This is a genomic window from Lactiplantibacillus sp. YT640, from assembly GCF_049745435.1.
Taxonomy (GTDB): domain Bacteria; phylum Bacillota; class Bacilli; order Lactobacillales; family Lactobacillaceae; genus Lactiplantibacillus; species Lactiplantibacillus plantarum.
The window spans coordinates 1-12,591 of sequence record NZ_JBMNVY010000043.1 but is presented as its reverse complement, the minus strand read 5'-3'; the positions used below and the strand labels follow the sequence as shown (position 1 = coordinate 12,591).

Here is a 12,591-nt window from a genome sequence, read left to right as displayed (position 1 = left end):
TGTGGTGACTTCATTTTATAGGACTCAGGCTATGAGTTCTTTTTTATTTTTTTCTTACTTGTTGCACTTCAATTGTAAATTCGTCGTCTAAAAAATTAGCACGTTTTTAATCATCAGGCGGGGTAAATCAAGTCACAATGGACCAATGTGAATTATTGTTGAGAGGAATGAACTGTCATGAAGTCAAGTTTAACGGCCTTAGCGGAAACCGCTAAGTTGCAAACTGCCATGTTGAAAAAAATTACTAAGGCCCAAGGAATCACCGTTGCGGAATGGCAACTGCTGATCCAGTTGGCAGCAGGGGCCAATACGCAAGAAAAATTGGCGACAGCCATGCAGCTTGATACATCTACATTAAGTCGGCAACTGGCTAGCCTAGTCAAAAAAGAACGTTTGAGTAAGGAAGCGATTGGTCGTGACCGCCGCCAACTTGTTTACACGGTCACGCCGGCAGGAACAGCGGCATTGACCAAGATTAATGCGGATTATCAACAGTTTGAAGCAGAAGTTTTTGACAAATGGCCACAAGATGAACAAAACCTTCTCCGGATTCTGCTCAATCGGTTAAACAAGTCAGTTAGCCGAATTCTCGAGCCATGACTTTCCAAACGGTCGAAGGTAGAGTATAACTTAGTTTTATGCTATGATATTTATTATTATTTAAATGAGAAGTAGGTGTAAGTCATGAAGATTGCTGTTGTTACTGACAGCACGAGCTATTTGACACCGCAAGAGGTCGCGGACAACGATATTCATGTCGTGCCGATTCCGGTTATTATAGATGGAAAAGTGTATCAAGAAGGTGTCGACATTAAAACGGCCGACTTTTACGCAAATATGAAATCATTTAAGTCGTTCCCAAGTACGTCCCAACCACCCGTGGGGGAAATGGTGGCATTCTATAACCGCTTGGGTGAACAAGGTTATGATGCAGTCATCAGTATTCATCTTGCTAGCACGATTTCCGGTTTTTATAATAGCTTGATGAACATGCGAGATATGGTCGATAATATCAAACTTTATCCGTATGACTCCCAGATCACGGTCCGTCTGATGGGCTATTTGGCAATTGAAGCCGCGCGGATGGCTAAAGCTGGTCACAGTGTTGAAGAAATCCTGGCACGCCTAGATGATCTGCGGGCCTCGATGGGCGAATACTTTATCGTGGATGATTTGCAAAATCTGGTTCGGGGTGGTCGGTTATCGAATGCGTCAGCCTTCATTGGAAGCGTGTTACGGATCAAGCCACTGTTGACTTTTGATGATCAGAGCCATGAAATCGTCGCCTTTGAGAAAGTTCGTTCAACTAAGAAAGCTTTAGCGCGAGTTGAGCACCTCTTTGCTGAAGCACAGTCAAAAGTCGACTATCCGCTGCGAGCAATTATCGTTCAGGGGAATAATTTGGCTGCCGCTGAAGATTGGAAACAAAAGTTACAACAAATTTATCCAGACATGCCGATCGATATCACGTACTTTGGTCCAGTGATTGGGGCCCATTTAGGTGACAAGTCATTAGCGTTAGCCTGGTTGAAGGACATTGATAAGGCCTACTAAAATGAAAATTATTTTTTCAGCATCACCAGCCAATCGGGCAGCGGCCTACGCGTTACGTCAGGCTGTATTTGTTGAAGAGCGTGGAATCAGTGCTGACGTTGAATTTGACGTCAAGGATACAGACCAGCGTGAATACGCTGTTCTATATTTACAGCCTGATTTACCAATTACAACGTTACGCTTAGAACCACAAGCTGACCACGTGATGCGATTTGGTCGAGTCTGCACTCGGAAGGCCTATCGCGGTCATGGTTGGGGTCGTCAATTATTGACAGCGGCTGAGGAGTGGGCCACGCAACGTGGTTTTACTCATGGCGAGATTCATGGTGAACTCACTGCCCAGCGCTTTTACGAACTGTGTGGTTATCGAGTTACGGCCGGCCCGTATGATGAAGATGGGGCCCCCGTTGTGATTATGCATAAGCAATTATTATGATTCAACTCGTAGCGTTGGCATTTTGCCAGCGCTTTTTTAGGGTTTTGCCGTTGACTAACGGGGACAAAACACGGAAAATGGACTAAATTAAACAAGTAGTGGAGGAGTGGCGCAATGATTCAAAAAACGAGGGCCGAACTTAAAACCGAAATTAAGCAACTCTTTAAGGGGCGTTGGAAAGATGCCATCTTATTATGTATTATTATTAGCTTATTAACGATTTTCGGGGTGATGGCCAATTATTCAGATCGCGTGTCGTCGGGCAGTTCCACGACTGACGACACGACTTTTAAGCAGTTGGGGACCTTGACTGGTTCTGATATATCGTTGATTTTAGCTGTAATAGCTGGGTTTTTACTGGTTCAAGTTGGTGTCTGGCTGGTCGTTCAAATCTTTCGGATTGGGACGAGTTATGCGATGTTGGACTGGGTCCGACAACCAGAACGCCAGATCCATCCGGTCAGTGACTCAACGGTCGGGTTCACGAAACGTTATGGGTGGACACTGGTCGGTCTGATTATTTATAAAACTGTGCTTATCTTCCTATGGAGCCTGCTATTGGTGGTTCCGGGTATTATTAAGGCGTACGCTTATTCACAGACTTTTTATGCGTATAAGGACTTGTTAGCTGCAACACCTGCTGGTCAAGCACGGCCACGCTATCGTGATGCGGTCACCCGTAGCCGTCAGTTGATGCACGGGCACAAGTGGCAGTTATTCGTGTTGCATTTAAGCTTTTTGGGCTGGGAACTTCTCAGTATCTTAACGGCTGGAATCGGCCAGTTATGGTTGGTACCATATATTTATGGTGTACTTGCCAACTATTATGATAATTTACAAGCAATTAATTAATGAACGTCGATATTAAAAATCGACACAAATAATATTGTTTCTTTTATTAAGCATTAAGACAAGCCCGCCAAAATATGGTAAACTGGCGGAAGCAAGAAAGGAAGTGCGATAGTTAATGCCTGAACAAAAACAGACGCGCATGTCACGCTTAAAAGCGCGAGAGGCTACGGGTGGCAAGCGGGGACGTAAGGCGAGTTCACAGGGATCCCATGCACCTAAGGAACCGAACGATCCAAAGAAACCGCAAGCACCTAAGTCACCGCAAAAAAAACATCACGTTTCGTTATGGCTATTGGCTTTAATCGTGATTGCGCTCGGTGGAACAGTCGTTTACTTTGTCAAAGCAGCTAGCAACCAAGACTTAGTCGAAACCACGAGTTCCTCAAGTAGCAGCAAGGCGCGCAAAAAATCATCTTCGAAGAAATCATCTAGCTCATCGAAGAAAAAGAAGAAGCATTCAAGCTCAAGTAGTGAAAGTACTAGCGAAACGACGGCTGCAAGTACGGATGCCGACACTAGCACAGATGGGACAGAAACGACGGGTGCGTATAGCAGTTCAACTGCCACTAATACGACCGCTGGCAATACGACAGCTAGTTCGCATAGCACGACGACCAGTCATCAAACGACCACAAGTAGCGCCACCTCTCACAGTACTTCAACAGCCAGCAGCTCATCAAAGAGTGAAACGGCGTCAACTAGTACTGAAAAGAGTAGCAGTAGTAGTCATGCCGGCTCGACATACGATAATTTAAATGACGCGAAGGACTATGGTGAAAACTCAATCAGTGGGAACTATAAGGTCACGACGGATAGCAATGGCTCGTACCACGTGTCAAAGGCTGATTAATTTTAATTGCAATCATGATGTTTGAGCTGGGCTTTTGCGACCGTTTTCGGTATAATAGCCTTAAAATGATTGTAAGAAGTGAGTGATAAAATTGAATCACAATTATGTGGAAGTTAAGTATCCAGCCATTTTTCGTGATGAAGGCACCTACTGGGATGTCCGTTTTCCAGACGTTCCTGCCGCCCAGACCTTTGGGGCGAGTGTCCAAGTTGCTGCGGACAATGCGGCGAACGCGTTGGCTATTGCGCTCTTTGAACAATCACTCCCGCCGGCGTCGGATCCGCAGTACTGGCGGTTGGCTTCAACGGAATTTGTTGTTTGGATCACGATGGCGGATGTCCAGTTTGGTCCGGGCGCTGATACACCGGAACCAATGAACTAATGCGTATAAAAGGCAAACGGGTCGGCACCTAATTGGTGTTTCGGACCCGTTTTCTTATTTCATGAAAGAAGTTGAGAAACCTTGCCAAACCAGCCACTAATCTTTGATACGGCCATTGCGAAGGATAAGCCAGAAAATATCCGGCACCCGCACAATGCCTGTCCTTTTTGCGATCCGGGCCAGTTGACTGATATTATCGCGCAAGATGCAGATCGTATCTGGCTATTGAATAAATTTCCGACCTTGCAAGCTACCTGGCAAACGATCGTGATCGAGGCGGCCCGCCATGATGGCGATATTGCTACTTACTCATCCGCACAAAACCGCGCTGTCTTCGCGTTTGCTCTGAAGCACTGGCAAGCCACAATTGCGAGTGGTCGGTTCAAATCGGTGTTGTGCTATAAAAATTTTGGCCCACACTCGGGTGGAAGTTTACGGCATCCACACATGCAAATCGTTGGTTTAATGGCCGCCGATGGTTACGCTAACGTGACAGCAGCCAATTTGACTGGGTATTCAGTGTTGGCGGTCGATCAGGTCCAAGTAACTGTTTCTGATCGGCCTATCATGGGATTTGTCGAAATCAACGTTGCTGCTCCAGCTACCGCGATTGCACCGTTAGCCGATGCTGTGCAACAGGTCGTCCAGTATACGCTAAATACGTATTTTCATGGGCAGTGTGATAGTTATAACCTATTTTTCTATCCGCGGGATGACCAGATTGTTGCCAAAGTGGTCCCACTATTTAATGTCTCACCATACTATATCGGCTATCGGCTGGCACAAGCAGATACGCCAAAGCGAATGCGCGCCATCGCTGAGGAAATTCGGCAACAGTTTGAACGATCGAATCTGGCTCACTCAAACTAGCTAATAGGCCGAACAGCCCCAAACGACGGAAAAGGCCCCCAGGAATCCTTTCGATTCTCGGGGGCCTTCACTTTACCGTTCACGTGCATGATTAATGGTGACGCAATTGCGATTAGTATGGGGTGGTCAAAAGCAACCGGTCAAGTCGTGGGGGAACATCTCTCAGCAGTAATGTCAGTGATTAGTTATGGTTTTCAATGCTGGACGGCCCTTCGCCGGGCATAGCCGTAAAGACTCAGCAAGGCGATCAATGTCAGCAGGCCACAGCTACCGAAAGTAACGGCAAACCCCACCCGTTGAATTAACCAGCCAATCAGAGGAAAAGCGCTGATCATCGCTAAACTAAAGACCATGCTGGCAACGCTCAGTAGGGTTGCCCGTTGCCCGTTTGGAATCAGCTGATTGTAGTAGTTGGAAAACAGTGGCTCAATCAGTGCCATCAAACTATTGATGACTAAATAGATGAGGACCAGTAGACCGATGGCGTGACTAAATGCGCTAAGTAGGGCCATAATCATGCTTAGGCAGAGCCCGTAAAGTAACTGATGTTGGGTTTGATGTCGCTGTAGCCAAGGTGTCAGTTGGATCGCCACAATATTGAGGGCCATACTCGCAATGAGGATCGTCGTGATTAGTCTCCCACTAAAGTGCTGAGCAGTCATCACTGTTTGAAAGTAATAGTAATAAGTTGTTCCGAGTGCCGAAAAGAGCGCGTCAAAGATCATTAAAAGCCGTAAACGACGTTGGGTCACTAACAGATGCGCGGCAGCACGAAGGATCGTTCGTAACGACGGTTGTGTTGAATGAGTCTTGGTCAACTGGCGCTGGGGAACGTGCAGCCCACTGATTGCCAGAATGGCAATGAGAGCTGCCGCTAAATAGACCCAGTACGTCACTGAAAGATGCTGGGGCATTAACCAGCCAGCCAACACGACACCCAACGTATCGGCCACTTCGATTGTCGTGTTGAGAATCGTCGTGACGCGTGGATAATGTTGCGTGGCCTGAGTATTGACGAGACTGTCATATTGTGCCGCTTCAATCGTACCAGACTGGAGATTATACGCCCAGGCTTGTAGGATGAATGCTAGGAGCAACCAGCCGAGACTGTGAGCCGTCAACATGATGAGGGCGTGTCCGATAGCCATCAGGCGGCTAATGATCAGGACAGGCCGATAACCAAAGCGGTCGGCGATAACGCCGGAGGGAACTTCCGAGAGAAAACTAGTCAGATGAAAAACACTTTCACATAGCCCTATCTCAACGAGTGATAGGCCTTGTTGCTGTAAAAAGATCACCCAGAGGGTGTTGATACCAAAAAAAGCACAGGCCGCATAACCATAACTGAGGGTTAGGTTACGACGGGTAAGTGGTGATAACATATTGGACTCCTTTAGCGGCCACGAGCGGACAAAAAAAGACGACCCATTGTCGTCAGCTGCTCGTGACTTCGCAATGGCTAGTGGTCATTCAACTTGGAAAAAGCGCAGACTGCGCCCCTGACATAACCATAACTGCAAAAATTGTGCGCTTAAGGTTAATCCAAGCTGAAAATTTAGCCAACACGTCATTCACCACTTTCTAATAATCTCATTTTCTTATCATAACAATACCATATCAATTTCTGACTGACAACTGATACCGATAAGTTTGAATGCCTGATATTAGTTGTGATTGTGGTATGATGTTAAGTAAATGAACAAAAGTGGAGGAATAATTATGCAAAATTTGATTCCAGGAGACATGTTGGAAGTTAATCAAAAACTTAAGTGGGAATTAGACGCGGGAATGACTGCGGATGAAAGTAGCGTGATTAATGAAGCTGTGCTGGCGGGAACTCAGTACTTCGTCGATGAGGCCTTAGAAGGTAGTTACTGGACAGTTAAGTGGGCTGCAGATGGTCAGACTATCGAACTCTATGGGACAACTGGCACCGTCGTTGGCCGCATTAAACCGTTGTCTGCCACGTTAGAAAATGATTTTCGACAGGATTCACAAGGCTTATTTATCCGGATTGAAAAAGAGGTCGCAGTGATTGTTCGTGATAACTAAGCCGAATTGAGTAATGAGGTGATTAGCATGTTTGATCAAGATGAAGAACGGTTTGCAACGCTAGGGTTAGCCGCCAAGCTACCGAGCGCGGTGATTGATGGCATTTGGGATATTATTGATCAAAATCTAAAGGGGGTCGTTCGCCTGCCACGGGTCCTGCAATTTGCCCTGATCGCACGTAATGGGCAAGTCACCGTGGCTTTTGATGCGCAGCACGATGCCATCATGGAATTCGATTTACCAGTCAATTACCAACGGGAGTTTCCCGAGACGGTGGCAGTCTTAGACGATGGTCAGTATCAGACCATGATGTTGATGGACGAACTCTCCGTCTGAACGCAGCGATTATTCAATGAGCTGAATACGAGGAAACTCGTCACTTCAGGCCGGCGAATAATCGCTTTTTGATTGGTGGTCTTTAACTGGGCAGATGCGCCTTAAATTTGTATAATTAAATAGATGGTGTGAGGTGTGGTTTTGCGATGTTAGGTTCCGGTTGCTAATCAAGGGGGCCGCATTGTTCACGTAATTCTCACGCCGGGATCAGAGAAAGGTGTGTGTCTAATGGCGAAAACAGCAGTGTGCATTGTCGATCAACAACGTTACCAAGTTGTGGACGGTATGCGATTAGAAGAATTGGAAACTAGTTTGCGGCAAATGATTTTAAAAGATTTTCCGCAGGCCCATAATAGCAGTTTCATTTGTAGTGAGCATCTCGTACATTATCGCTTAGCAAAGATGGATGCGATGATCGAGAACGATTATCAACAAAATGATAAGGTCAATGCGCAATTATCTAAGATTCTCGCTAACCACACGTATCGGGTCGTCGATGTTAATAGCGAGCTGGAAAGTTCATTGACATTTGGTCAACGGGTCGCGGATGGGGTCGCACGGTTCGGGGGGAGCTGGGCGTTTATCATTTCGTTTGTCGTGGTGATGCTCGTGTGGATGTTGCTCAACGTCTTACCAATTTTTAGCCATCATTTTGACCCTTATCCCTTTATTTTATTAAATTTATTTTTAAGCATGGTCGCAGCAATCCAGGCACCATTGATCATGATGAGTCAGAATCGGGCAGCTGAGTATGATCGGCTACAAGCGGCCAATGATTTTAAAGTGAACTCGATGTCTGAAGAGGAGATCCGGGTCCTGCACTCGAAAGTCGATCATTTAATTCAACAAGATGAACCAAACATGCTTGAAATCCAGAAAATGCAAACACAAATGTTAGGTGAGATTCAAGCACAAGTCAACGAATTGCGACGATTGCAGCCGCGGCGACGTCGCAATCAAAGTTAAGGTGGCTGATTGAGTAGTTAACCAAAAAAACTGAGCGCCTGGAATTTTCACATTCCGACGCTCAGTTTTTTGGTTAACCGTGACCGCACAACGGCATTCGTCAAGATTGCCAACGGTCAGTGGCACTATTTATATTTACTTTCTAAAGCACTCATCCAGTAACCCAGCGCGATTCCCACAGCAAGAGCTATGGCGCTGAATAGGTAGGTACTGAGTGTGGCATGCGCATATGAGATACTCTCAGCCGCATATGGATTCGGAATCAATATCAGCATGGTACTAGCCAGAACAATACCTAATATGAAATGGTAGACTCGGGAATGAAACTTCACTAATAGGTGATCCATCAACTTCGAGAACAACGCCATCGCCAGGATGCCACCGATGGCGATCGGTAAGTAGACGCCTACGATATCTAGTCTTTTAAAGCCCGTCAGCATGGGTGTGAAAAGGCCTAAAATAAGTAGCAAGTTGGAAGGACTCAGTCCCGGCACTAAGACGCCCAAGGTAATCAGCGCTCCCGCAACGATGAAACCACCAAAGTTAGCGGGCAAGGTCCCAAACAGCTCACTCATAAAGTAAAGTAGGCCGGCACTAATAATGAAGGTCCCGAAGAACCAAACTCCGTCGAGCCAGTCACGTGGCGCCCGACTAGTTGCAGTTTTCATCAGGGCTGGTAAGGTCCCGATGATGGCCCCTGCGAACCCCCAGAGAACGATCACCTGAGCGTGTGCAAGTAAGTATTCCAGCGGGGCGGAAAGCAGGGCAATCCCGACGATGCCTCCTAATCCGACGGGGACAAAGTACCAGAAGTCCCGTTTAAAGTTACGACGGAAGTGGGCCATAAAGCCCAACAGTCGCTCGTAAATACCGAGAATGGCGGCGAGAACCCCACCTGAGACGCCCGGTAAAATAAAACCGAGGGCGATGACGACGCCCTTGAAGAATCTTTTCCAGAAAGTATCAGTTGTTTTAGTTGGCATAAGTAAACTCCTTTAGCTCTAATGACTGGTATTCCAGTAATAATCAAAGTAATTAAAGATACCAGAAAAAATCCTGCATGGCAATTAAAACCCGTTTTTTACGGTTGCCTTCGGTGGCAAAAGTTGCACGGCGGATTATTTTATCATAAAATGAATGGACGTGAAAAAATCTGTATTTTTATGAAAATTATTATCAAATTGGATTAAAGGAAAGTTGAGGTCATATGGAAAATCAGCAACTTGCCCGTAAACTAAAACGCCGTCACGTGCAGATGATTGCGCTTGGTGGCGCGATTGGAACCGGGCTCTTTTTAGGCTCCGGTTCAGCAATCAAACAGGCGGGGCCGTCGATCTTGTTGGCTTATGCCATTGGCGGTTTCTTCTGTTACTTGATGATGCGAGCACTGGGCGAGCTATTATTGTCGGATACGCGTTTACATTCGTTTCTAGAATTCATTAATCGATATTTAGGTAAACGTTTCGAGTTTGCCATTGGGTGGACCTATTGGCTCTGCTGGATCAGTTTAGCTATGGCTGACTTGACTGCGAGTGGTATCTACATTCGTTACTGGTTTCCGTGGATCCCGCAGTGGGTGACACCCTTAATAATTATTTTGATTTTATTAGTATTCAATATGCTCTCCGTCAGTGCGTTTGGCGAATTAGAATATTGGTTTTCGATGATTAAAGTGGTGGCTATCATTGCTTTGATCGTGACGGGGGCTATCTTGATTGGTTCATCGGCCCATGTCGGTGGGCAAACGGTCTCGGTGACAAATTTGGTCAGTCACGGGGGCTTCTTCCCAACAGGCGTCCAGGGCTTCTTGATGTCGTTTTCGCTCGTTATCTTTGCGTTTACGGGCATCGAAATGGTCGGAATTACAGCTGGGGAAGCCGAAAACCCAGAAAAAGAATTACCACGGGCCATCAATAGCTTACCCATTCGAATCTCATTCTTCTACGTGGGCGCTTTGTTCGTGATCATGGCAATTTATCCTTGGAATCAGATCACGACCAGTCAGTCACCCTTTGTGCAAGTTTTCAGCGACGTTGGGATCAAAGCCGCGGCCAGCATTATCAACTTCGTGGTTCTGACCGCGGCGCTCTCGGCTTGTAATAGTGCCATCTTCAGTACGAGTCGAACACTATTTACACTTGCGCACGGTGACAACGCGCCGAAATGGATGGGAAAGGTCAATCGTTACAACGTTCCCGCCCGCTCATTGTTATTCTCATCATTGATCTTACTGGTGATCGTGGCGTTGAATTACGTGATTCCAAGTACCGTCTTCACGTTGATCTCTAACGTGGCAACAACCAACTTCATCATTGTTTGGTGTGCCTTGTTGGTGTGCCATTACGTTTACAAACGAACCACTGACAGTACGCATAATCCGTTTAAGCTGCCCCTGTTCCCTGTTACCAACATCGCGACCTTGGCCTTCTTTATCGCGGTGACGGTCGTCTTGTGCTTTGATCAAGTCAACCGTTGGGCAGTCATCGGTTCAGTCGTTTGGTTCGTCATTTTATTAGTCATCGAACGAAGTATGCATCGCACCGTTTAAAAACGATAATTGTAATCACCGGTCATCAGTCTTGGTAAACCCAATTAGTTTACCAGCTAATGGCCGGCGATTTTTGTAAGGTGCAATAATCACCCCTAATAGTGCATTCTATTCTATAATTAAGTCAAACATCATGGACGTTGCTGACGACCACGTATCAGCCGTGACATGATTATTGGGGAGGGGAACAGTATGAATTATCGCAACTTGCTCGTATTACCACTTGCCGTCTTGTTGGTCGGCTGTTCATCACCAACACACCAGGATTCCAAGTCAACTAGTCAGACGACCACGAGTGCCAAGGCAACGGTTAGCAGCACCCAAAAGAAGGCTAAGGCTACCAGTAGTACTAGTAGTCGGCCTCAAACCGCAGCCACGCGCTCGTCTAGAACAGCGCGTGAGCGGGCCGCCAGCGCCGCTAACAAGTCGGTCACCCAGCCCACGGCTACGACCCGGCTGGCAGCATTGAATCAACAATTGACTAAGACGTTGGGAAAGCAGGCGCTCGTTCCACAAGTCGATGGGTTAACTAGTGGCAGTTCGAAGTTGAACATGCGCTATTCAGGTGACGCAGCCAATTACACCATCAATTATAGTGTGGGACAACAGGCCCAGCCATTCAACGCGGCGGCCGTGGTGGATGAAACGGCTTATGCGACTGTCACTAAGACGACCTATGCGACAACTAATGCCGCGGCCCAGCAGGTGGGTTATCGTGATAATAAATCCACAGCAGGGCTGCCAACCGTCGATCTCGGTCATCAAATCACCGCGCATATCGACGCGGGTGCTGGTCAACGATATATCATGTGGAATGAGGGCCGCTGGTCGTTGACCGTGCATGCGAACATGATGCACGAAGATGCGGGCGTCGCGTTAGCTAAACAGGCCGTCGCTACTTTCGAGCAGGTCTACTTACCAGCACCACAGTCGGTCGGCGCCATCACTTTTGACGCGATTTCGTCAGGCTCTGGACCTTTAGACCAAGTTATCCAATGGCAAGCTGGTAAAGTGGTTTATCAAGTCAAGGCTCAAGAGATGGCAACGGCTATCAAAATGGCTGCCAGTATGCAATAATCAATAACTAGTTTCTACGCTCGTTAAATTAAGCAGTGAGCTGACAAACAAAAGTAGCAGCGTAATCAGCCAGAGATGGCTAGTACACTGCTACTTTTGTTGGTTAGGCGTTATTTTCATCTCATTCGACTGCCAGCTGGTGAATCGCGACTATTGATCAGTCGGAGATTGGCGCAGTTGTTGTTCGATGGGCTGCGTCGCTTTTAAGATAAGTGCTTGGTCACTCAGCGAGATGATACGGTGGTGGGTGATCACGGCAGAATCAGTTAATGCTTGGTAAACAGCCGCTGCAACCACCCAACAAGTATCGGTGTCGTAATCACGCGCATGCAGTAAATCATAACCGTCACTCATATCTAGGTAGACTTGAAAGCCGATACCTAGCCGCGCCTGTAATCGTTTCGCATAACGTTGATAAAGCGCGCGATTGGCCTCAGGGTCGGGGGTCGGCCCGATAATCCGTTCACCGAGTTGTAAGTTTGGCACTAAGCGCACTTGCATGTCGGTGCCTCCTTTGCGTTGAAAATTATAATCCTATTTTAGTATAATCCATTCATGAAATAAAGGCACTAATCAGCCGCAGTTAAGAACGTGTTTAGAATCTTTTCAAGAGTATTCGCAGGAAGGCTAAGCTAATCATCATCTTACTGGTGTTCAGCTTTCGCTCA

Annotated in this window: 15 protein-coding genes; 12 read left to right on the top strand and 3 right to left on the bottom strand. The window is 46.8% G+C overall.

The window, feature by feature from the left end; all coding sequences use genetic code 11:
* Nucleotides 1-177: 177 nt before the first annotated feature.
* From ACOV1R_RS14535 to ACOV1R_RS14505, 7 genes are all read left to right on the top strand, one after another.
* Entirely contained in the window at nucleotides 178-600 is a 423-nt protein-coding gene (locus ACOV1R_RS14535) for a MarR family winged helix-turn-helix transcriptional regulator (RefSeq protein ID WP_003640522.1), read from the top strand.
* 84 nt (nucleotides 601-684) lie between these two features.
* Entirely contained in the window at nucleotides 685-1,554 is an 870-nt protein-coding gene (locus tag ACOV1R_RS14530) for a DegV family protein (protein WP_011101553.1), read from the top strand.
* Between the two features lies 1 nt (nucleotide 1,555).
* Complete coding sequence (locus tag ACOV1R_RS14525) at nucleotides 1,556-1,990, top strand: GNAT family N-acetyltransferase (protein ID WP_003644400.1); 435 nt, start codon at nucleotides 1,556-1,558, stop codon at nucleotides 1,988-1,990.
* Nucleotides 1,991-2,104: 114 nt separating this feature from the next.
* Nucleotides 2,105-2,842: a DUF975 family protein gene (locus tag ACOV1R_RS14520; protein WP_054518984.1), complete on the top strand. Its 738-nt coding sequence runs from the start codon at nucleotides 2,105-2,107 to the stop codon at nucleotides 2,840-2,842.
* A gap of 115 nt (nucleotides 2,843-2,957) precedes the next feature.
* On the top strand, nucleotides 2,958-3,692 hold the full coding sequence (locus ACOV1R_RS14515) for a hypothetical protein (RefSeq protein WP_003645050.1): 735 nt from the start codon (nucleotides 2,958-2,960) through the stop codon (nucleotides 3,690-3,692).
* A 91-nt stretch (nucleotides 3,693-3,783) separates the two neighbouring features.
* On the top strand, nucleotides 3,784-4,074 hold the full coding sequence (locus tag ACOV1R_RS14510; protein WP_003644401.1) for an RNA-binding protein: 291 nt from the start codon (nucleotides 3,784-3,786) through the stop codon (nucleotides 4,072-4,074).
* A gap of 81 nt (nucleotides 4,075-4,155) precedes the next feature.
* On the top strand, nucleotides 4,156-4,944 hold the full coding sequence (locus ACOV1R_RS14505) for a DUF4931 domain-containing protein (RefSeq protein WP_003645049.1): 789 nt from the start codon (nucleotides 4,156-4,158) through the stop codon (nucleotides 4,942-4,944).
* 194 nt (nucleotides 4,945-5,138) lie between these two features.
* Here the strand turns inward: ACOV1R_RS14505 and ACOV1R_RS14500 are convergent, their stop codons facing one another.
* On the bottom strand, nucleotides 5,139-6,326 hold the full coding sequence (locus tag ACOV1R_RS14500) for an MFS transporter (protein ID WP_003640529.1): 1,188 nt from the start codon (nucleotides 6,324-6,326) through the stop codon (nucleotides 5,139-5,141).
* Nucleotides 6,327-6,663: 337 nt separating this feature from the next.
* Between ACOV1R_RS14500 and ACOV1R_RS14495 the strand changes: the two genes are divergently transcribed.
* The 3 genes from ACOV1R_RS14495 to ACOV1R_RS14485 all read left to right on the top strand — a co-directional run bounded on the left by ACOV1R_RS14495 (nucleotide 6,664) and on the right by ACOV1R_RS14485 (nucleotide 8,298).
* On the top strand, nucleotides 6,664-6,996 hold the full coding sequence (locus ACOV1R_RS14495; RefSeq protein WP_003644404.1) for a hypothetical protein: 333 nt from the start codon (nucleotides 6,664-6,666) through the stop codon (nucleotides 6,994-6,996).
* Nucleotides 6,997-7,023: 27 nt separating this feature from the next.
* Nucleotides 7,024-7,332 (top strand): DUF960 domain-containing protein, encoded by a 309-nt coding sequence (locus ACOV1R_RS14490; RefSeq protein ID WP_003640531.1) that lies wholly within the window; start codon nucleotides 7,024-7,026, stop codon nucleotides 7,330-7,332.
* Nucleotides 7,333-7,560: 228 nt separating this feature from the next.
* Entirely contained in the window at nucleotides 7,561-8,298 is a 738-nt protein-coding gene (locus ACOV1R_RS14485) for a DUF1003 domain-containing protein (protein WP_003645047.1), read from the top strand.
* Nucleotides 8,299-8,423: 125 nt separating this feature from the next.
* Here ACOV1R_RS14485 and ACOV1R_RS14480 read toward each other — a convergent pair whose 3' ends face one another.
* Nucleotides 8,424-9,281 (bottom strand): DUF368 domain-containing protein, encoded by an 858-nt coding sequence (locus ACOV1R_RS14480; protein WP_003645046.1) that lies wholly within the window; start codon nucleotides 9,279-9,281, stop codon nucleotides 8,424-8,426.
* Between the two features lie 224 nt (nucleotides 9,282-9,505).
* On the opposite strand from ACOV1R_RS14480, the gene ACOV1R_RS14475 reads away from it, so the two are divergent.
* Both ACOV1R_RS14475 and ACOV1R_RS14470 read left to right on the top strand, forming a co-directional pair.
* Nucleotides 9,506-10,846 (top strand): amino acid permease, encoded by a 1,341-nt coding sequence (locus ACOV1R_RS14475; RefSeq protein WP_003645045.1) that lies wholly within the window; start codon nucleotides 9,506-9,508, stop codon nucleotides 10,844-10,846.
* Between the two features lie 192 nt (nucleotides 10,847-11,038).
* Nucleotides 11,039-11,923: a lipoprotein gene (locus ACOV1R_RS14470; protein WP_003644407.1), complete on the top strand. Its 885-nt coding sequence runs from the start codon at nucleotides 11,039-11,041 to the stop codon at nucleotides 11,921-11,923.
* A gap of 150 nt (nucleotides 11,924-12,073) precedes the next feature.
* Here the strand turns inward: ACOV1R_RS14470 and ACOV1R_RS14465 are convergent, their stop codons facing one another.
* A complete protein-coding gene (locus tag ACOV1R_RS14465) occupies nucleotides 12,074-12,424 on the bottom strand; it encodes a hypothetical protein (RefSeq protein WP_003640537.1) in 351 nt (116 codons plus the stop codon).
* Nucleotides 12,425-12,591 lie beyond the last annotated feature (167 nt).